This is a genomic window from Halobacterium sp. R2-5 (assembly GCF_011734195.1).
Lineage (GTDB): Archaea > Halobacteriota > Halobacteria > Halobacteriales > Halobacteriaceae > Halobacterium.
Window position 1 is genome coordinate 1,035,237 of sequence record NZ_JAANTH010000001.1, and the last position, 18,868, is coordinate 1,054,104.

General features: G+C 69.5%; 22 protein-coding genes. 11 read left to right on the forward strand and 11 right to left on the reverse strand.

From position 1 onward, the window contains the following. Positions 1-50: 50 nt before the first annotated feature. Positions 51-497, reverse strand: coding sequence for a plastocyanin/azurin family copper-binding protein (locus G9C83_RS05590; RefSeq protein ID WP_167245108.1), 447 nt, complete (start codon positions 495-497; stop codon positions 51-53). Between the two features lie 134 nt (positions 498-631). On the opposite strand from G9C83_RS05590, the gene G9C83_RS05595 reads away from it, so the two are divergent. The 3 genes from G9C83_RS05595 to G9C83_RS05605 are packed head-to-tail and all read left to right on the forward strand — an operon-like array spanning position 632 to position 4,301. Further along, positions 632-1,321 carry a protein sorting system archaetidylserine synthase gene (locus tag G9C83_RS05595; RefSeq protein WP_167245109.1) on the forward strand — a complete coding sequence of 230 codons (690 nt, stop codon included), beginning with the start codon at positions 632-634 and terminating at the stop codon, positions 1,319-1,321. A 23-nt stretch (positions 1,322-1,344) separates the two neighbouring features. Further along, positions 1,345-2,634: a HEAT repeat domain-containing protein gene (locus G9C83_RS05600; protein WP_167245110.1), complete on the forward strand. Its 1,290-nt coding sequence runs from the start codon at positions 1,345-1,347 to the stop codon at positions 2,632-2,634. A gap of 59 nt (positions 2,635-2,693) precedes the next feature. Beyond that, positions 2,694-4,301, forward strand: coding sequence for a phospholipase D-like domain-containing protein (locus tag G9C83_RS05605; RefSeq protein WP_167245111.1), 1,608 nt, complete (start codon positions 2,694-2,696; stop codon positions 4,299-4,301). Here the strand turns inward: G9C83_RS05605 and G9C83_RS05610 are convergent, their stop codons facing one another. Continuing rightward, positions 4,302-6,194 (reverse strand): DHH family phosphoesterase, encoded by a 1,893-nt coding sequence (locus G9C83_RS05610; protein ID WP_167245112.1) that lies wholly within the window; start codon positions 6,192-6,194, stop codon positions 4,302-4,304. It abuts the gene before it with no gap. Between the two features lie 129 nt (positions 6,195-6,323). Between G9C83_RS05610 and G9C83_RS05615 the strand changes: the two genes are divergently transcribed. Together G9C83_RS05615 and G9C83_RS05620 are read left to right on the forward strand one after the other, a co-directional pair. Beyond that, entirely contained in the window at positions 6,324-6,806 is a 483-nt protein-coding gene (locus tag G9C83_RS05615) for a Mov34/MPN/PAD-1 family protein (protein ID WP_167245113.1), read from the forward strand. Next, positions 6,803-7,231 (forward strand): adenylyltransferase/cytidyltransferase family protein, encoded by a 429-nt coding sequence (locus G9C83_RS05620; RefSeq protein ID WP_167245114.1) that lies wholly within the window; start codon positions 6,803-6,805, stop codon positions 7,229-7,231. Before G9C83_RS05615 ends, G9C83_RS05620 begins: the two co-directional genes overlap by 4 nt. Before the next feature lie 12 nt (positions 7,232-7,243). Here the strand turns inward: G9C83_RS05620 and G9C83_RS05625 are convergent, their stop codons facing one another. Both G9C83_RS05625 and G9C83_RS05630 read right to left on the reverse strand, forming a co-directional pair. After that, complete coding sequence (locus G9C83_RS05625) at positions 7,244-7,432, reverse strand: hypothetical protein (protein WP_167245115.1); 189 nt, start codon at positions 7,430-7,432, stop codon at positions 7,244-7,246. Between the two features lie 76 nt (positions 7,433-7,508). Further along, the gene (locus tag G9C83_RS05630; protein WP_167245116.1) at positions 7,509-8,651 is read right to left on the reverse strand and encodes an acyl-CoA dehydrogenase family protein; all 1,143 of its coding nucleotides are present in this window, start codon (positions 8,649-8,651) and stop codon (positions 7,509-7,511) included. A gap of 242 nt (positions 8,652-8,893) precedes the next feature. Here G9C83_RS05630 and G9C83_RS05635 point away from each other — a divergent pair, with 242 nt between their 5' ends. After that, positions 8,894-9,745 (forward strand): RIO1 family regulatory kinase/ATPase, encoded by an 852-nt coding sequence (locus tag G9C83_RS05635; RefSeq protein WP_167245117.1) that lies wholly within the window; start codon positions 8,894-8,896, stop codon positions 9,743-9,745. Between the two features lie 276 nt (positions 9,746-10,021). After that, a complete protein-coding gene (locus tag G9C83_RS05640; protein ID WP_167245118.1) occupies positions 10,022-11,536 on the forward strand; it encodes an aldehyde dehydrogenase family protein in 1,515 nt (504 codons plus the stop codon). Between the two features lie 261 nt (positions 11,537-11,797). Here the strand turns inward: G9C83_RS05640 and G9C83_RS05645 are convergent, their stop codons facing one another. Genes G9C83_RS05645 through G9C83_RS05660 form a run of 4 tightly spaced genes read right to left on the reverse strand, consistent with a single transcriptional unit; the run spans position 11,798 to position 13,500 of the window. Continuing rightward, the gene (locus tag G9C83_RS05645) at positions 11,798-12,595 is read right to left on the reverse strand and encodes a carbon-nitrogen family hydrolase (RefSeq protein WP_167245119.1); all 798 of its coding nucleotides are present in this window, start codon (positions 12,593-12,595) and stop codon (positions 11,798-11,800) included. A gap of 1 nt (position 12,596) precedes the next feature. Beyond that, a complete protein-coding gene (locus G9C83_RS05650; RefSeq protein ID WP_167245120.1) occupies positions 12,597-13,010 on the reverse strand; it encodes an SRPBCC family protein in 414 nt (137 codons plus the stop codon). Between the two features lie 37 nt (positions 13,011-13,047). Continuing rightward, positions 13,048-13,275: a hypothetical protein gene (locus tag G9C83_RS05655; protein ID WP_167245121.1), complete on the reverse strand. Its 228-nt coding sequence runs from the start codon at positions 13,273-13,275 to the stop codon at positions 13,048-13,050. Between the two features lie 39 nt (positions 13,276-13,314). Further along, entirely contained in the window at positions 13,315-13,500 is a 186-nt protein-coding gene (locus G9C83_RS05660; protein WP_167245122.1) for a hypothetical protein, read from the reverse strand. 93 nt (positions 13,501-13,593) lie between these two features. On the opposite strand from G9C83_RS05660, the gene G9C83_RS05665 reads away from it, so the two are divergent. Continuing rightward, on the forward strand, positions 13,594-14,769 hold the full coding sequence (locus tag G9C83_RS05665) for an LEA type 2 family protein (RefSeq protein WP_167245123.1): 1,176 nt from the start codon (positions 13,594-13,596) through the stop codon (positions 14,767-14,769). A 121-nt stretch (positions 14,770-14,890) separates the two neighbouring features. Continuing rightward, positions 14,891-15,292 carry a hypothetical protein gene (locus G9C83_RS16260; protein WP_167245694.1) on the forward strand — a complete coding sequence of 134 codons (402 nt, stop codon included), beginning with the start codon at positions 14,891-14,893 and terminating at the stop codon, positions 15,290-15,292. 9 nt (positions 15,293-15,301) lie between these two features. Here G9C83_RS16260 and G9C83_RS05675 read toward each other — a convergent pair whose 3' ends face one another. Then, positions 15,302-16,330, reverse strand: a complete 1,029-nt coding sequence (locus G9C83_RS05675; protein WP_167245124.1) for a phosphate uptake regulator PhoU — start codon at positions 16,328-16,330, stop codon at positions 15,302-15,304. A 132-nt stretch (positions 16,331-16,462) separates the two neighbouring features. Between G9C83_RS05675 and G9C83_RS05680 the strand changes: the two genes are divergently transcribed. After that, complete coding sequence (locus G9C83_RS05680) at positions 16,463-16,636, forward strand: DUF5786 family protein (protein ID WP_167245125.1); 174 nt, start codon at positions 16,463-16,465, stop codon at positions 16,634-16,636. Positions 16,637-16,670: 34 nt separating this feature from the next. Here G9C83_RS05680 and G9C83_RS05685 read toward each other — a convergent pair whose 3' ends face one another. Beyond that, positions 16,671-17,738 carry an ATP-NAD kinase family protein gene (locus tag G9C83_RS05685; protein ID WP_167245126.1) on the reverse strand — a complete coding sequence of 356 codons (1,068 nt, stop codon included), beginning with the start codon at positions 17,736-17,738 and terminating at the stop codon, positions 16,671-16,673. A gap of 138 nt (positions 17,739-17,876) precedes the next feature. Between G9C83_RS05685 and G9C83_RS05690 the strand changes: the two genes are divergently transcribed. Continuing rightward, positions 17,877-18,050 carry a hypothetical protein gene (locus G9C83_RS05690; RefSeq protein WP_167245127.1) on the forward strand — a complete coding sequence of 58 codons (174 nt, stop codon included), beginning with the start codon at positions 17,877-17,879 and terminating at the stop codon, positions 18,048-18,050. A gap of 122 nt (positions 18,051-18,172) precedes the next feature. On the opposite strand, the gene G9C83_RS05695 is transcribed toward G9C83_RS05690, so the two are convergent. Further along, complete coding sequence (locus G9C83_RS05695; protein WP_167245128.1) at positions 18,173-18,850, reverse strand: molybdopterin-binding protein; 678 nt, start codon at positions 18,848-18,850, stop codon at positions 18,173-18,175. Positions 18,851-18,868 lie beyond the last annotated feature (18 nt).

Below are 18,868 nucleotides of genomic sequence, written 5' to 3' on the forward strand. Positions count from 1 at the left end.
GTCACATCAACACTTTTCGCGAAAACGTCGCCGCGCAGTCGCAGGTATCGTCACTCGGTGACGACGACTTTCCCGACCATCCCAGCGCTCTCGTGGGGGATGCAGACGTAGTAGTAGTCGCCGGGCACCTCGAAGGTGTGCTCGTAGGTCTCGCTCGGGCGGACGATGCCGCCGCCGTCGATGCTCTGCTCCCACGCCTCGCGGGCGGCCTGCTCGCTCTCGAAGCCGCCGGACGCCCAGTAGTCGGCGCCCTCGGGGAGGCCGTCGTCGTAGGCGGTGACGGTGTGGTTCCGGGAGCCCGTGTTCGCCCAGACGACGGTGTCGCCGACGGCGGCCTCGAACGTCGGGACGTCCGCGCCCTCGACGGCTGGCTCGGGGACGAACGCGTTCGACTGCATGCCGATGTCGTACTCGGAGTCGGACAGCGACGGGCCGACGCAGCCGGCCAGCGCCGCGGTCGCGGAAGCTCCTGCGGCGAGGAACGCCCGGCGTTGCATGGTCGACACTCGGACCGTCCGGCATTTATACGGCGCGGTCCGGGCCCGTGGCGCGGGAACGCGCGACGCCACCGCCCTCGCGCGGGCGGGTGCGGATGTAAACACGTAAAGGCGCCTGCCGAGATGCGTGGAACATGCAGCCCCGCTTCGTCGGCCGGTTGGGCGTCGCGGACGCCGTGACCGCGGCGAACGCGGCGCTCGGCTTCGTGGCGGTGGTCGCGGCCACCGTCGACGTCGCGCTCGCCGCGCGCCTCGTGCTGCTCGCGGCCATCGCGGACGGCCTCGACGGCGTGCTCGCCCGGCGGTACGGCGGGACGCCGGCCGGCGAACACCTCGACTCGCTCGCGGACGTGGCGTCGTTCGGCGTCGCGCCCGCGTTCCTCGCCGCCGCCGTCGCGGGGAACGCCTGGGGGTACGACAGCGCGTGGGGCGGCGTCGCGCTCGCGGTCTGTGCGCTGTTCGTCGCCGCGGGCGTCGTTCGCCTCGGCCTCTACACCGCCTACGACACGGGCAACGCCCACACGGAGGGCGTGCCGACGACGCTCGCGGCGACCCTTCTCGCTGCGGGCGTACTCGCCGGAATCAGCGACCCGACCGTGGTCGTCGCGTCCATCGCAGTGCTCACCGTGTTGATGCTGTCGCCGGTCACGTACCCGGACCTCTACTCGCGGGACGCGCTCGCGATGGGCGCCCTGCAGGCGGCCGCGGTGCTCGCGCCGGCCGTCGTCTCGCGGGTGTTCCCGCGGGCGCTGCTGGCGTGGGCGTGCGCGTACCTCCTGCTCGCGCCGCGGTTCTACTGGCGGGGCGAAGGGAAACGCTCATAGGCGCGCTGGCGGAACCAATTGGTATGAGCGACGGGGACGAGGAACCCGAGGAGTCGGCCGACGCGCCGGCCCCGGACGTGGACGTAGAAACGCTTCAGGAGCGTCTCGACGACGCCGAGGCCATCCTCGAAGACGCCGAGACCGAGGCGGACCTCGACGACGCCGAAGCCGTCCTCGACGGCGTCGAGTCCGACCTCGAAGCGGCGGACCTCCCGGAACCCGACGAGGACGACGAGGAGGACCCCGCGGACGAGGTCGAGTCCCGGCTGTCGGCGCTCCGCGACGACCTCGAAGCCCAGCGCGGGCCGTACGCCGAGGACGTCGTCACGGACGTCGAGGACGCACAGTCGACGATCACGTCGACGCAGTGGACCGAGAAAGGCGAAGACCAGCTCCAGGACGCCGTCGACGACTACCTCGACGAGGCCGGGGACGTGCTCGACGAGACGTTCACGGGCGCCGAGACCGCCGACCCCGAGGCGCTCGCTTCGGACCTCGACCAGGTCGCCGAGGCCATCGAAGCCGCGGACCTCGACCCGGACGAGGACACCGAGACGATCGAGGCGCTCGTCGAGGTGACCGATGGCTTCCTCGCTGGCGTCGAGGACGCCCAGGAGTGGGACGACCTCTCGGTCCGCCAGAAGCTCCGTGCGGAGGGCTTCTACGACGTCATCAACCAGAAGCACAAGGACTACCCGCCGGAGTGGACGGCGCTCAAGCAGTGGGAGCAGCGCGCGAACGTCGAGATGGTGCTGCTCTGCCTGGAGCACCTCGGCGACTCCGACTTCATGGAGCGCCACTGCATGGAGTCGCTCAAGCGCATCGGCAGCGCGGACGCCCTCGACGAGGTCGGCGAGCGCGCCGCGCGCCGCGACCTGCTGGCGGTCGAGATCGTCGGCCGCATCGGCAGCGAGGACGGCATCGAGCACGTCGTCGACTTCGTGGACGCCGACGGCAACCCCGAACTCCGGAAGACCGCGCTGAAGTCCCTCGGCGAGATCGGTAGCGAGGATGCCACCCAGGAAGTCGCCGACCAGCTCGTCGCGGACAACGACAGCGTGCGTTCTCGTGCGGCACGCTCGCTCGGCCTCATCGGCGACACGCGCGCCATCGACCCGCTCACTGACGTGCTCGCCGACGACGACAGCCACACGGTCCGCGCGTCGGCGGCGTGGGCGCTCGTCCAGATCGGCACCGAGCGCGCGCTCGAAGCCGCCGCCGAGTACGCCGACGACCGCTCGTTCCTCGTCGAGAAGGAGGCCCAGCGCGCCGCCGACGCCCTCGACTCCGACGCCGCCGAAGCCGCTGCGTAACGCCGTTCTCCTCGACTCGTCCCCGAACTTCAAGTGCGAAGCCGGGACCAGCCCGTGGCGTGCTCGTGCGCCTCGCGGTCGCCGCGCTGCTCGCCACGGCCACTATCACGGCCGTCGCGCCGAACCCCGCCAGCGACGGCGACGCCGGCGAGTTCGTCACCGTCCGCTTCGACGAGCCGACCGACACTACGGGCTGGACGCTCGCCGACGACAACGACGCCGCCGCGCTCCCGAACCGCACGCTCTCCGGTACCGTCGCGCTCTCCACTGACCCGGCGGCCGCGCGCGAGCGCACCGACCACCGGGTCGTCGGTCTGAACGGCTCGCTCGCGCTCTCGAACGCGGGCGAGCGCGTCGAACTCCGCGCCGGAAACCGGACCGTGGACGCGCTCGCGTACCCGAGCGCTCCCACCGCGGAACGGTGGGACGGCGGCGAGTGGACGCCGCTGGGCGCGTCCTCGTTCGCGCCGGTCGAAGCAGCGAACGCGTCCGTGTCGGCGTTCGCGCTCCCCGACTCCCCGGGCCCGCCGCTGGACGTCCTCGAATCCGCGGACAGCCGGCTCTACCTCGCCGGCTACACGTTCACGTCAGCTCGCGCGACTCGCGCGCTCGTCGCGGCCGCCGAACGCGGCGTGGACGTACGCGTGCTCGTCGAGGGTGGTGTCGCGGGCGGCGCGCCCAGTCCCGAGGACGACAGGCTCGACGTGCTCGCCGCCGCGGGCGTGGACGTGCGCGTGCTCGACGGCGAGCGCGCGCGGTACAGCTTCCACCACGCCAAGTACGCCGTCGCCGACGACCGCGCAGTCGTGCTCTCGGAGAACTGGAAGCCGTCCGGCAGCGGCGGCCACGGCAACCGCGGCTGGGGCGTCGCTGTGACAGACCCGCGGGTCGCCGACCACCTCGCGAGGGTGTTCCGCGCCGACACCGAGTGGGCAGACGCCGAACCGTGGGACGCGGTCCGCGAGAACTTCACCGTCGTCGACGGCGATCCCGCGACCGAGTCGTATCCAACTCGGTTTCCGACGGTCGACGCGGAGGCCGACCGCGTCCGCGTGCTGGTCGCACCGGACAACGCTCGTCGTGGCGTCCGCGAGCTCGTCGCGTCCGCCGACGAGTCGCTGGTCGTCCAGCAGGCCAGCCTCGACCCCAACAGCGCGTTCACCGACTGGACCGTCGACGCCGCACGCCGCGGCGTCCGCGTGCGCGTGCTGCTCTCCGGGAAGTGGTACGCCCGCGACGGGAATCGGAACACGACCGAGCGCCTGAACCGAATCGCGGCCGCGGAGGGACTGGACCTCGAAGCCGAGTTGGCGGAGCCGCGCTCGCGCTACGAGGAAGTCCACGTGAAGGGCGCCGTCGTGGACGGCGAGCGCGCGCTCGTCGGCAGCCTGAACTGGAACGAGCACGCCGCCACGGAGAACCGGGAAGTCGTCGTCGTGGTCGAGGACGACGCGGTCGCGACGTACTTCGGGAGGGCGTTCCGCGCGGACTGGCGCGGCGGCGCGTGGCGGTTGCCGGTCGGGCTCGCGGCCGTCGTCGCAGCGGCCGCGATCGCGGTCGCGGGCTGTGCGCGCCGCATCGAGTTCGGCGCGGACTCCGAAGCAGGCAGAGACGGGTTCTGGCAGGACCAGCGAGGAGAGAGAAGAGATGGGGAACGGGAGCGCTGACTACCGCTTCGGGGCGCTGTGGAGCTCCTCGTCGAGTTCGGCGTCCGCCATCTTCTCGATGAGGGATTCGAGGACTTCCTCGCGCATCCCGGGGACGAAGCGGATGGAGCCGACGACGAGGTGGCCGCCGCCGGAGACGCCTGCACCCGGCAGCTCCTCGTTGAGGTCCTCGACCATCGTCGGGATGTCGAGGCGCACGCCGTCGCTGCGCAGGACGGCGAAGTCCGGGCCGTAGCCGATGGTGATGACGGGTTCGCCGGTCTCCTCGACCTTGCGGTCGTGGATCTCGCCGGTCGTCTTCCCGGGCGCGGGGTACGTGAACCGGTGGGCGTGGTTCTCCACGTCGATGCGGTAGAGGTTCGCGCCGTTCGCGACGCGCTCGTGCTCGACGTGCGAGGACGCGGCGTCGAGCTGTTCGGTGACGTCCTCGGCGGCGCGGTTCGCGAGGAACGGCACGAGTTCGCGGTGGCGCTCCTCGTCGCCGTCGACGTTCAGCACGTCGTTGATGAGCTGCGTGCCGGGGTCGTAGCGAAGCATGTACGCCTCGTAGTCGAGGGCCTCGCTGATGTGCTGGAGGAACTCCTCGTCGTAGCCGGCCTCGCGGGCGAGCTCGAGGTAGTCGGCCATCTCCGTGGCCTTCGAGCGGTCCGAGAGCCCCGCGACCGCGGGGACGTGTTCGAGCTCCTCGGTGAGCCCGGGGTAGATCATGCGCGCGAGCTCCACGCAGAGCATCCCCGTGGTGATGCGGTAGTCCTCGCCGTGGAGGTACGGGTTGACGTGCTCCTCGACGAGCGGGTCCACCGCCTCGGGGTCGGGGTGGTGGTGGTCGACGACGACGATGGGGATGTCGTAGCTGTCGAGGGCCCTGTAGGCGGGCGTGTCCTCCTCGGTGCTACCGTTGTCCAGCATGAGCAGGAGGGGGAGCTTCTGGCCGTGGCGCGCGCGGTCCTCCAGCGCGAAGTTCAGGTCGCGGGTGGCGTCCTCCATCTCGTAGTACGGCGCCTTGCTGGGGAGGCGCTTGAGGAGGTGGCGCGCGGCGTCGGCGTCCTGGTGGGCGTCCTCGATGAACTGCGTGAGCGCGTACTGGACGGGGACGGCCGCGCACATGCCGTCGCCGTCGGCGTGGTGGCGCATCCGAATCGGGCGGCCTTCGAGGACCGCGCGGCGGAGCGTGCGCGCGACCGAGCGGAGTTCGGGGAGCATGCCTTCGAGGGCCGGCCAGTCGACGAGCGGGTCGACGTCCAGCGGCTCGGCCCGCTCGGCGAGCGCGGCGTCCAGCCGGCCCGCGACGTCCGCGGCGTCCTCGTCGTCGAGCACTTCGATGCTCGCGACCTCGATCTGGTAGGTTCCCTCGCGCTCCTCGACGTCGCCCTCGACGTGGACGAGGTCACCGACTTCGACGACGGGGTGGGCGCGGACGCCCGCGGCCTCGAAGGCCGTACAGGGGACGGCGCTGGTCTCGTCGCGCACGCGGAAGATGGTCGGGCCCGCAGTCTGCTTGATCTGGACGACTTCCCCCTCGACGTGGACGGTCTCGCCGACGCGGTCGCCGACCGTCTCGGCGTCCGTGCGGTCGTAGCTGTGCGCGCGTTCGACGGTCTCGTAGTCGTCGAGGCTCGCGAGCTCGAAGCTCAGGTCGCCGTTGTCCCGGACTTCGGTGAGCTTCACGACGGCGTCGTCGTCGACGGCGAGGTCGCGGTCGCCGTCGAACGTGGACTCGTGGACGAGCCCGGAGACGTGCTCGGAGAGGTCGACGAAGACGCCGTAGTCGACGACGCCGTTCACGGTCGCGTGGTAGTACTCGTCGGGTTCGACCTCCTGGGAGGTACACGCGGAGTGGAGGTCGACGACGACCGGGCGGTCGCCCGCGTCGTCGGCTGAAACGTCAGTCATCTTTGCCGTCAATTCGGCGTCTGCGTTTTTAACCCTTTTCAAGGCCGTCTCGCGGGCGAACGCGGCGCTCGCCCGGTCGCCCAGCGGCGTTCCGGAAGCCTCAACAGTCGCCGCCGCGGACTACCGAGTATGCTGTTCGGCGGGCGTCCCGACGTGGTCGGCATCGCGCGGGAAGCCCTAGAGTTCGCGATGGAAGCGGCCGAGGACAGCCACCCCAACGAGTACCTCGGCCTGCTCCGCGGGACGCCCGCGAAAGAGTTCGACGCCGGCCCCGACGACGGCTACATCGTCACGGACGTCCTGATGGTCCCCGGCACGGAGACCAACCCCGTGAGCGCGACGTTCAACTCCAGTCAGGTCCCCAACGACTTCCGCACCGTCGGGAGCGTCCACTCCCACCCCAACGGCGTGCTCGCGCCCTCTGACGCCGACCGCGCGACGTTCGGTCGCGGCGACGTCCACGTCATCCTCGGCGCGCCCTATGACCCGAACTCGTGGCGCGCGTTCGACCACGAGGGCGAACCACGGAGTCTCGACGTCTACGACGTCCCGCTCCCCGAACCCGAATCGTTTTTCGACTTCACGCAGGAAGACCTCGACGAGGAACTGTGAGACGAGTCGTCGCGCAGGGGACTTTCGACTTACTCCACCCCGGCCACGTACACTACTTAGAGGACGCGGCGGCGATGGGTGACGAACTGCACGTCATCGTCGCGCGCCGCGAGAACGTCACGCACAAGGAACCGCCGGTGCTCCCGAACCGCCAGCGCCGCGACGTCGTCGCCGCCCTCGACGCGGTCGACGACGCCCGCGTCGGCCACCCCTCGGACATCTTCGCGCCCATCGAGGACATCGACCCGGACGTCATCGCGCTCGGCTTCGACCAGCACCACGACGACGACGCCATCGAGAGCGAGCTCGCCGACCGCGGTATCGACTGCACGGTCGAACGAGCGTCCGGCCGCGAGAAGCGCTACGACGGCGAACTGCTCTCGACGGGCGACATCATCGACAGGATTCTCGAGCAGCGCGCCTGAGGTTCGGCGGCGTCAGCTCCGCTTCTTCAGCGCGTCTTCGGCCTGCTGGATGTACTCCTCGGCCGTCTCGATCGCTTCCTCTTTCTTCCCGGACGCCTCCCGTTTCGCTTCCGCCAGCTCCTCGCGGAGCTCGTCCGTGGCGCGCCGGACGGCGTCCGTGCTCCACGTCTCGTCGCTCTCGGGAGTCGTGTCTCGGGACATTGCGGACGGCGATGAGACGGGCCTCGGAAAAGAATCTGGTGGCGGACGCGGGCTGCCAGTCGCGGCTGCAGGGCGTTCAGAGTCCCAGTTCACGTCCGATGACGAGGTGCTGAATCTCGCTGGTGCCTTCGCCGATTTCCATCAGCTTGGCGTCGCGGAAGAACCGCTGGGGCGCGAAGTCAGTGGTGTAGCCGTAGCCGCCGAGCGTCTGGACGGCGTCCTCGGCGACCTCGCGGGCGGCCTCGCTGGCGTCGAGTTTCGCGAGCGCGGACTCCTTCGTGACGGGTTCGCCGTTGTCGTAGCGAGTGGCGGCCTTGTGTGTGAGCAGGCGCGCGCGCTCGGTCTTCCGGTGCATGTCCACGAGCTTGTCGCGGATGGCGTCGAACTCCGAGATGGGCTGGCCGAACTGCTCGCGCTCGACGGCGTACTCCCTGGCGGCCTCGAAGGCGCCCTGCGCGAGCCCGGTGGAGAGCGCGGCGATGGAGATGCGGCCGCCGTCGAGGGTCTTCTTCGTCTGCTCCCACCCCTCGCCCTCCTCGCCGAGCAGGCGGTCCGCGGGGATGCGGCAGTCGTCGAACTGAATCTCGCAGGTCGGGGAGGCGTTCAGCCCCATCTTCTCCCACTCGGTCGTGACCTCGAAGCCGTCGTCCTCGTCGGGGTCGACGATGAACGTGGAGATGCCGCCGTAGCCCGCGTCCGGGTCCGTGACCGCCTTCACGAGCACGCTGCCCGCGACGGACGCGTTCGTGATGAACTGCTTGGTGCCGTCGAGCACGTACTCGTCGCCGTCCCTCTCCGCCGTGGTGTCCATGTCGCTGGCGTCGCTGCCGCTGTCGGGTTCGGTGAGTGCCCACGAACCGAGGTACTCGCCTTCCGCGAGCGGACGCAGCCAGCGCTCCTTCTGCTCGTCGGTGCCGAACAGCTCGATGGGCTTCGACGCCAGCGAGACGTGCGCCGCGAACGACAGTCCGATAGAGCCCGAGACCCGGCCGAGCTCCTCCGTGACGAGCGCGTACATGAGCTGGTCGCCGCCGAGCCCGCCGTACTCCTCGCTGACGGGCACGCCCATCATGTCGAGGTCCGCGAGCTCCTCGAACACCTCCGCGGGGAAGCGGTGTTCCTCTTCGATGTCCCACGCGATGGGCTCGATTTCCGCCTCCGCGAACTCCCGGACGGTGTCCCGAACCATCCGGTGTTCGTCGGGAAGGTCGAAGTCCATACTGCAAGCTTTGCCACCGACCGCATAAACACACCGGAACGACCGTGAAAGACTCCTCTCCTGCCGGGCGTGTCCTGTTCCGGCCACGCCGCTCGCCGCACAGTGGGCTCGCCACGACGTGCTCTCCTGCGGTCGAGCACGCGGCTCACGCATCGCTTCGCTCCGCGTTCGCCGTAACGTGGCCTCGCTGCGCTCGGCCACGCGCCCGCTGGAAATTTATTCGCGCGGCCCGTCTCGTCGGTGTGAGCATTCGCCGGTTCGTCCGCGGGACCGTCCCGTGGGGCTCCCTGGAGGCCGTCGCTCGCGAGGTCGCCGAGCGCTACGACCAGGAGGAAGTCCGGGTGACGTTCCTGGAGACGGACAACTGGCTGTCGACGCCGTGCGTCGTCAACGACCGGTGGTTCGTGAAAGTCGTCTCCGGGCAGAACGCACTCGTCCACGCGCTGTTCACGGGCGCGCGCAACCTCGGCGCGTTCTCCAGCGGCCGCGAGGGGTTCTTCGAGCCGTTCGACGGCCCAGTCGAGATGGCCGAACACGAGCTCGAAGCCACGCGGAAGCTCCAGAGCATCGGCGTGAACGCGCCCGACCCCGTCGAGTCGTTCGAGGTGGACGGCCTCGGCGTGCTCGTCTTGGAGTACCTCCCGGAGTTCCGGCCGCTCGACGACCTCCCCGTCGAGGACGTCGAGGCGTACGCGCCCGACCTGTTCCGCGCGCTCGCGGCGATGCACGAGAACGGCGTCGCACACGGCGACCTGCGCGGGGAGAACGTCCTCGTCTACGACGGCGAGCTGTTCTTCATCGACGCGACGAACGTCGCCGGCGACGGCCTGGAGGGCGCCCGCGCGTACGACCTGGCGTGCGCGCTGGCGGCGCTCGAACCGATTCTCGGCGCGAGCACGGTCGTCCGAATCGCCCTCGACGCCTACGAGACCGAGGAGAATCCGCGAACGCGGACGGACAACGCCGGGGCGCTGCTAGACGCCCAGGACTTCCTGAGCTTCATCCAGATCCGCCCCGACCACGACTTCGACAACGCCGCGCTCGCCGGCGAAATCGAGAAGACCGCGAGCGGGTGCGACGAGGCGACGCGCTGACCTCGATCGAACTCGGGGGGCGCTCGTTGCTCGCCTCGTTCCCACCGGTCTCGTCGCCGCTCTCCTGACTCTCGGTGTCCACGGACTCCTCGCAGGGGAGGGGTTCGTCCAGCGGCGCGTCACTGCGAGGAACGAGCGCCTGTCCCGGCGTGAAATTCGACGACGAACAGTTTCGACGCACGGCGGGCCACTGCGAGGCCGACCGCCGCGGCCGAGCGGGCCGAACCCGTCCATGGGAGGTGTACCTTTTTCACCGCTGCGCGCGCAGTTTTTGCCATGACGTACCAGCACTACATCGACGGCGAGTGGGTCGACGGTCACGGCTCGGAGACCTTCGAGAGCCGGAACCCCGCGAACGGGGAGACGCTCGGGGACTTCCAGCAGGGCACCGAGGAGGACGTCCAGGAGGCAATCGCGGCCGCGGACGCCGTAGAGGAGGAGTGGCAGTCGATGTCCCGCATCGACCGCGCGGAGTACCTCTGGGACATCTACAACGAGCTCAAGGACCGCCACCAGGAGCTCGGCGAAGTCGTGACCAAGGAGTGCGGCAAGGAGATCAGCGAGGGGAAAGCCGACGTCGCCGAGGCCTGGCACATGGTCGAGTGGGCGGCCGGCGACGCCCGCCACCCGAAGGGCGACATCGTCCCCTCCGAGATTCCGAGCAAGGACGCCTACATGCGGCGGAAGCCGCGCGGCGTCGTCGGCTGCATCACGCCGTGGAACTTCCCGGTCGCGATTCCGTTCTGGCACATGGCCGTCTCGCTCGTGGAGGGCAACACCGTCGTCTGGAAGCCCGCCGAGCAGACGCCGTGGTGCGGCCAGATCATCGCGGAGATGTTCGAGGACGCCGGCATCCCGGACGGCGTGTTCAACATGGTCCAGGGCTTCGGCGACGCGGGCGCGGCCATCGTCGACGACGACCGCGTCGACACCGTCCTGTTCACCGGCTCCGCGGAGGTCGGCCAGCAGATCGCCCAGGAAGTCGCCGAGGACCCCGGCAAGCTCGCCGCGTGTGAGATGGGCGGGAAGAACGGCATCGTCGTCACGGAGGAGGCGGACCTCGACATCGCCGTCCACTCCGCGGTGATGTCCTCGTTCAAGACGACCGGCCAGCGCTGTGTCTCCAGCGAGCGCCTCATCGTCCACGAGGACCTCTACGACGAGTTCAAGGAGCGCTTCGTGGAGGTCGCCGAGAAGGTCGCGGTCGGCGACCCGCTGGACGACTCGACGTTCATGGGGCCCGCCATCGAGCCCGACCACGTCGAGAAGATCCAGAAGTACAACGACCTCGCCCGCGAGGAAGCCGAAAACGTCCTCGTCGACCGCACGGAGCTCGACGACGGCGAGATTCCCGACGGCCACGAGGACGGCCACTGGGTCGGCCCGTTCGTCTACGAGGTCGACTACGACCCGAACCTCCGCTGCATCAAAGAGGAGGTGTTCGGCCCGCACGTCGCGCTCATCGAGTACTCCGGCGACATCGAGCGCGCGGTCGAGATCCACAACGACACCCCGTACGGGCTCGCCGGCGCCATCATCAGCGAGGACTACCGGCAGATCAACTACTACCGCGACAACGCCGAGGTCGGTCTGTCGTACGGCAACCTCCCATGTATCGGCGCGGAGGTCCAGCTGCCGTTCGGCGGCGTGAAGAAGTCCGGCAACGGCTATCCGAGCGCCCGCGAGGTCATCGAGGCCGTCACCGAGCGCACCGCGTGGACGCTCAACAACAGCAAGGACATCGAGATGGCGCAGGGCCTCTCGGCGGACATCAAGACCCAGGACGACTGAAGCGGCCGCCCCTCCACGTTCTTTCTTCGAGGCGCCCAGCCGCGGCTGTCGAGTGTGAAAGTGGGAGAGGAGGCGGAAGGGGTGGCGGATTTGGTCCCGCTGACTGCGGCCGCGGGCCGGGGACGCGGCCGCGCCGGCGGACGCGGAGCGGACGTGGACGCGTTGTCTTGCCGGTGCGACGAGAAAAGCGTCGACTACCGGCACGCGGTAGTAGCGCGCCGCGGCACTTAAACTCACGTATCCCGGTGACCGGGTTCCGCTTCAGGCCCGTCGGTCGTCGAGCGCGGGGAACTCCTCGCGGACGGTCGCGACGCGCTCGGGGTCGAGGTCGGCGTACACGATACCGGGCTCGTCGCCCGTGCTCGCGACCGCGGTGCCCCACGGGTCGTAGACGGTCGAGCGGCCGAGCAGCCGCGCGTCCTCGAAGTCGCCGCTGCCGTTGACCGCGGCGACGTACGCGAGGTTCTCGACCGCGCGCGCCTGCGGCAGCAGCTTCCAGTGCTCGACGCGCGGATACGGCCACGCCGACGGGACGAGCAGGAGGTCGACGCCGCGCTCGACGAGGCTACGGTAGAGCTCCGGGAACCGGAGGTCGTAGCAGGTCGTGACCGCCGCCGTGAACCCGCCGAGTTCGGCGGTCGGGACGGCTTCGCCCGGGGTGAGTAGCTGGGCTTCGGCGGACTCGTAGCCGAACAGGTGGTGTTTTCGGTACGCGAGCAGGCGCTCGCCGTCCGCGTCGAACAGCACGCTCGTGTTCGCGAGGCCGTCCTCCGCGGGGCCGCCGTCGGTCGCCGAGAGGTCCTCGACGACGCTGCCCGCCAGCAGCGCGACGCCCTCCTCGACGGCCGCGTCCCGGACCGCCGACAGCGAGGGGCCGTCGAGCGGTTCGGCGTCGCGCTGGTAGGCGTCGAACGCGAAGAATCCGACGTTGAACAGCTCCGGCAGGCAGACGAGGTCCGCGCCCTCGCCGGCGGCCTCCCGGACGGCGTCGACGGCGCGCTCGACGTTCGCATCCACCGCCGCGCCCTCGACACCGATCTGGGCGAGCGCGACGCGCATCTCAGGCCTCCGCCTCCAGGGCGTCCTGCAGGCCGCCGAGTTCGTCGTCGAGGTTCCGCTCGAAGAACCGCTCGACGCCCGGCACCTTCCCGTCGACGACGAACCGGTTGGTCACCCGCGAGCCGCCGTTCGCGGACGCCACTTCGTGCTCGCCCGTGACGTCGAAGATGCGGGACTGGCCGACGAACTTCACGTACCGCGGCGGGTCCACGTCGACGTCGCGGGTCTCGACCTGGATCGTGCTCCGCACCACCGGAATCGGGAGGCGGACGTGCCAGGTCGTCGTGTCGCCGTCGCGCTCGTAGCTGTCCACGACGCTGATTGCGCCCGCGCGCTGCTCCGGGTCCGAGATGAACGCCCACACGTCCTCGGGAGAGACCGACACCTCGAACGTCCGCTCGACCCGAACTGTCATACGCGGAGTTGTCCGCCCGCCAGCAAAAAGCCGCCGATTACGCGGGTTCGACGCGCCACGTCGTCGACTTCGAGCGGCTCCACTTCTCGATGTCGACGTCCTCGGTCTTCTCCGCGAGCTCGGGGAGCCGCACACCGACCTGCTTCGAGGAGAGCCCGAGGTGGTTCGCGATGTTCTTCGCGCGGAAGTACCGCTCGCCCTTCTCGACGCTCTCGTGGAGGAACTCCAGGATTCGGCGTTCCTCGTCGGTGTATTCGTCAGTCATTACCTAGAATCTACGCTCCTCGCCGGTTTATCGCTTTTGCTACCCCCAGGCGTGGATGGCGGCGACGCACAGCGCCGACAGCGTGACGGCGCCGGCGAAGCCGAGTGCGGTCTGGAACTGTCCTGGCGCGACGAGCGTGTACGCCGCCGCGGCGACGGCGAGCAGGCCGAGCGCGAGGCCGACGCCGACGCTCATGTCCGTCTCCTGGGTTGACCCAGTCGTCATGCCTGGGGGTTGCGTCGGGGGTCCCTTAACTGGTTCTACTCGGAGCAGTCCCGGGCCAACAGACTTTCAACGCGGAAGCGCTCGCAGTCCAGCATGGACGTGCGCGCGCTGTTGTTCGGGAGCACACTCCGAATCGCCGTGACCGTCGTCGCCGGCTTCGCGCTGGCGGTCGGCGGCGCGTTCTTCGCGGGCGCGCTCGGCGTGCCGAGCGTCGAACAGGTCGACAACCGCTTCGGGGCGGTCGACGACACGCGGACCGAGATCGAGACCGACGTCGTCGTGCACAACCCGAACCCGGTCGGCGTCCGGCTCGGGGACACGAGCGTGAACTACACGGTGTCGATGAACGACGTGGAGATGGCCCAGGGGAGCAAGGACGGCGTCGGCATCGGCGCCGGGAACTCCACGGTGAACCTGACGACGGACCTCCGGAACGAGCGCATCCCGCCGTGGTGGGTGAGCCACGTGCGCAACGGCGAGCGCACGGACCTCTCGGTGACAGCGACCGCGCACTCCGGGCTCGTCGGGCGGTCGGCGACGTTCCAGGCCGCCGACCGCACCATCGAGACGGACCTCATCGGGCAGTTCAACTCCAGCGAGGACCGTCCCGTGAACGCGGACATGGCGCTCGTCGACGACCCCGTGGCCATCATCCGGCAGACGAACGCCTCGTGGGGCACGGTCACCGAGGAGGAGACGCCCATCGAGTTGGAGTTCGGCGTCTACAACCCCAAGGCCTCGCCGCTGGTCGTCTCGAACATCGGCTACAACATCACGATGAACGGCGTGCCAGTCGGCGACGGCGAGACCGCGGAGACCGAGTCCATCCCGGGGAAGACCTACCGCGTCGTGGAGACGCCGACGGCCATCGACAACCAGAACCTCGACGAGTGGTGGGTGACCCACGTCGAGAACGACCAGACGACGGAGCTCCGCATCGACTTCTACGCGGAGATCGAGCCGCCGGGCTCCTCGGAGACGATTCGCGTGCCGCTTGAGGACCTGACGTACACGCGCACCATCGAGACCGACATGTTCGGGACGAAAGGCGAGACGAACGCCGGTGCGGGCGGCGACACCGACGGGAGCGAGACGACCACCGAGAGCGGGACGACGAGGGAGGAAAGCACGACGAACGGCACGACGAGCGACGAGACGACAACCGAGGACAGCACCACGACCGAGGAGAGTTCGACTACCGAGAGCGGAACGACGGACGACAGTACGACGACCGACGACGGCCTGCTCCCGCGCGTCGCCCGCGCCTGAGCGCCACAGCGAGTGACGCGGTCGCACGGGTGGGACAGATTTTTACGCGGCGACTCGCTTCTCTCGAACATGAACCGGAGTACCCAGGCTCCTGGTCGAGTTCTCCGACTGTGAACAGTCCATCGCCGTCGAGCCAGACGGCGGCGATATCCGGGTCACCGTCGGCGGCGAAACCATCGAGCTCTCCCGCGAGCACGCCGCCGAGCTGCGGGACGCCGTCGGTGACGCGCTGACGAGACGCGAGGAATTCTTCCGCACCGCCTACGAGCACCGCGAGGACGGCAGCTACGTCGTCGAGCGCCGCAGCGCGGACTCGTCGGGCAACTCCACCGTCTTCGACAGCTTCGCGGACGTCCGCCGGCTGTTCGAGCGGCTGCCCGAGACGTTCGGCGCCGAGGACCTCTCGGCGGCCGGCGTCACGGGGTCGCGGCGCCACATGCTCGTGCGGCACTTCGCCGAACACCCGGAGTTCGCGTGCACGCTCGCCTCGCGCAACCCACTGGAGGCGGAGAAGACGGGGTGAACGCCGCGCTCAGTTGATGGTCGTGTGCGCGGACTGCTCGTTGAGCGCGAGGTTCGCGGCGATTTCGGCGTTCCGCATCGCGTACTGGGCGGTCTGCTGGAGGCTCACGAGCACCTCCCGGACTTCCAGGAGGTCGTCGTTTCCCATCTCCGGGAGGTCCGCGAGGATGTCGCCCTCGCGGTCGCCGAGCTCCGCGAACAGGTCCCGGACCTCGACGGTGGCGTCGTAGTTTCGGGTGACGACCGCCTCGACGGCCGCGGCCGTAATCTCGTCGACCTGGTCGGTGAACTCCCGGATGCGCCGCATCGTCGACTGGTCGACGTCGAGGCTGTTGCCCTCCGCGTCGAGGACGATCTCCGCGATGTCCTCGGCGTTGTCCGCGGTGAGCTCCAGGTTCTTCGCGACGGAGCGGTAGCCGATGAGCGGGAAGCCGTCGTCGAGGCCGACGGCGCGCGCGAGGTTCGGGTTCTGGTAGGCGGTGAAGATGAGCCGGAGCAGCAACACGAAGATCTTGTTCGCCTGGCGTTCGCGGTTGAGCGCGCGCTGAGCCATGTCTGGGCTGCCGTGCGCGAGCGCCTTCACGGCCTCCTCGCGCATCGTCGAGCCCGTGCTCTCCAGCCGTTCGAGGAGGTTGTCGAGGTCGAAGTCCTCGGGGTCGACCGAGCAGCGGATGGTGATGCGTTCGGGGGTCTCCTCGACGACGCCGAGGCCCATGAGCTGCGTCTCGGCCTTGTAGACGGCGTTGATGTGCTCGGAGTCGAGGGCGTCCTCGCTCTCGACGTGGATGACGCGGCGGCCGAGGACGTACTGGCCGACGATGGCGCGCTCGACGGCGTCGGCGTCGAAGTTCTCGGTGTGAATCGTGGCTTCCGTCTCCTCGCCGTGCGCGGACTCTGGGGTGACCGTCAGCGAGCCCTTCCCGCTCTCGCGGACGGTGACCTCGTCGCCCTTCTCGACGTCCTGCTTGCGCGCCCACTCCGCGGGCAGCGTCATCGCGAGCGTCGAGGGACCGAGCCGCTGGACTTTCCGGGTTTCCATACGTCCGGAAGGCACTGGAATGGCCTTAATCTTACTCCTCTCTCCTTATACTCGCCTTAAGGTAGGTTCGTTGACCTGGGGGCGAGGGCGGAATCCGGGAGGCTTTTGCCGGCGCCGCCCTTTCAGTTAGGCATGGGTTTTGGTAGCTACGACGAGTCCGAGCAGAAAGACCAGAGCGTGGACACGGACGACGACCGCGGGGTCAACGTCCACGAGAACGACCACGACGGGGACGTGAGCTTCGACACCGACGCCGACAGCGACGAACTCATCAACCAGCTCCAGTCGATGAAAGACGACGACTAACCCGGACCCGACGACTCTCTCTCGGCTCTGCTTCCTACACGACTTTCATCATCCGTTCTTCGAACCGCCCGGTCCTGACTTTCGTCCAGCCGCGCAGCGACTCGTCGACGCCCTCGTCGCCCGTGTCCACCCGAAGCACGCCCGTCTCGTCGAGTTTCCGGGGCGACGCCACGACGCGTACTTCGCTCCGCTCGATGACAGCCGGGGAAATCTGGTGGTTGCCGCGCCCGAACACGAACCCCTGTCCGCCGATGGGCGACACGAGAATCACGTTCTCGTCGCCGAGCGCAGCCAGAATCTCGTCCTCGCTGCCGTCCCGCACGACGAGTTCGCCGTCCCGGTAGACGTCCACGCCGAGCGGCGACCCGTCGACGCCCAGCGCGTCCGCGACGTCGCCGAGCGTGCCGCCCGGACCGAGCACGTACGTCACGCCGGGCTCGACCGCGTCGGCGACGGCCTCCGCGAGCGCGTCCGTGCTGCCCGCGTGGACCTGCTTGGCGGACTGGAGGTCTTCTGCGACCGGTACCTCGACGACTCCCCGCAGGCGCGTGCGTACCTCGCCGCCGCGGTACGCGTCCTCGTCGATGTCGTTGACCTCCCGCGTCTCGGTGTCCTCGAACGCCGCCGCGACTCGGCCCGCGGCCTCCGGGCGCACCGCGAACACCGACGAGTACACTTTCACGCCCGCGGGCACGCCCAGCACGGGGATGTCCGCGTCGAGCTCGTCGAGCGCGCTGGCGACGTCCGTCGCGGTGCCGTCGCCGCCGACGAACAGAATCAGGTCGACGCCGCGCTCGGCGAACGCGCGCACCGCCGCTCGCGTGTCCGCCGCAGTCGTCTCCTCGCCCTCGGGTTCGCCGACGACTTCCGGGTCGAATCCCGCAGCCCTTCCTTCCTCGGCGCCCATCTCGCCGCCGTACGCGAGGATTTCGATGTCGGGCGCGCGCTCCCGGAGCGCTTCGAGGGCGTCCCGCGCACGTTCCGGCGCCCGCGGCTCCGCACCGCGTTCGCGGGCTTCTTCGACCTTCCCGTCGGTCCCCTTCAGGCCGACGCGACCGCCCATCCCCGCGATGGGGTTCACGACGACGCCGACAGTTCGCATACCCGAACTTGGGCGTTCCCGCCGAAAAGCCGTGCGGTCGGGCGCTTCGAAACGTACATGAGCGCGCAACGAACCCGGTAGGACGATGCCGACCCCCGACAGGAATCCCTCTACGACCTCGGGACTCTCCACGCGACCGTGCGGCTGTTCGACACCGGTGTCGTCGTCCACGTCCCGACGAGCGACCGCTCGGGGTACCTCGTTTCGCTCGACGGGGGCGCCGACACGACCGGGCGGGGAGTGGTCGCCGTCGTCCGCGACGCGGTCGGGAACGAACAATTAAGGCCGCCCCGCGGGAACGGTCGACCATGAGCCTCCTGTTGAGTGCCGCGGAGGGCACTGCGTTGCCCATCGGCGTCGTCGGATGGACCGTGACGATTCTCGGACTCGCAATTACGGCCGCGTGGCTCGCCTACCTCTACCGGTAGCCCGAGTCAGACGCGTTCCCGGAACCAGTCGGCGGCCTCGCGGGCCGTCTCCGGGTCCTCGTGCTGTATCTTCACGCGCACACCGTCGCCCGGGTAGCTGCCGACGGTGACGCCGAACTCCGCCTGGATCTCGTCCAGCGGGTCGATCAGCGAGCTCTCCGGGGCGTCGACGTGGACGAACTCTACGTGGCTGGCCGTCCCGTCGAACTCCTCGGCGACGGACTCGAACATCGACTTCATCTCGTCCGGGACGCCCGGGAGCACGTAGACGTTCTCGACGACTGCGCCCGGCGCGACGCCCTCGTCGTTCTCCAGCAGCCGCGCGCCCGCCGGGAGCGACGCCGTGCCGTCCGTGAGGTCGGCGAACTGGTAGCCGTCGTGGGACTCGAAGTACGCCACCGCGTCGTCGTGCTGGACGACCTCGCGGTCGAACGCCGCCGCCACCCCGTCCAGCGTCACGTCGTCGTGGGTCGGACCGACGCCGCCCGTGACGACGACCGCGTCGTAGCGGTCGGCGAGCGTCGCCACTTCGGTCGCGATGTCGCCGCGCTCGTCGGGAACGACGACGACGCGCTCGACGGTCGCGCCGCGCTCGGTGAGCCGCGCGCCCAGCCACGTCGCGTTCGTGTTCTCCGTGTCGCCGACGAGCAGCTCGTCGCCGACCGTGACCACCGCTACCTGCATACCCACGCGTAAGCGGCG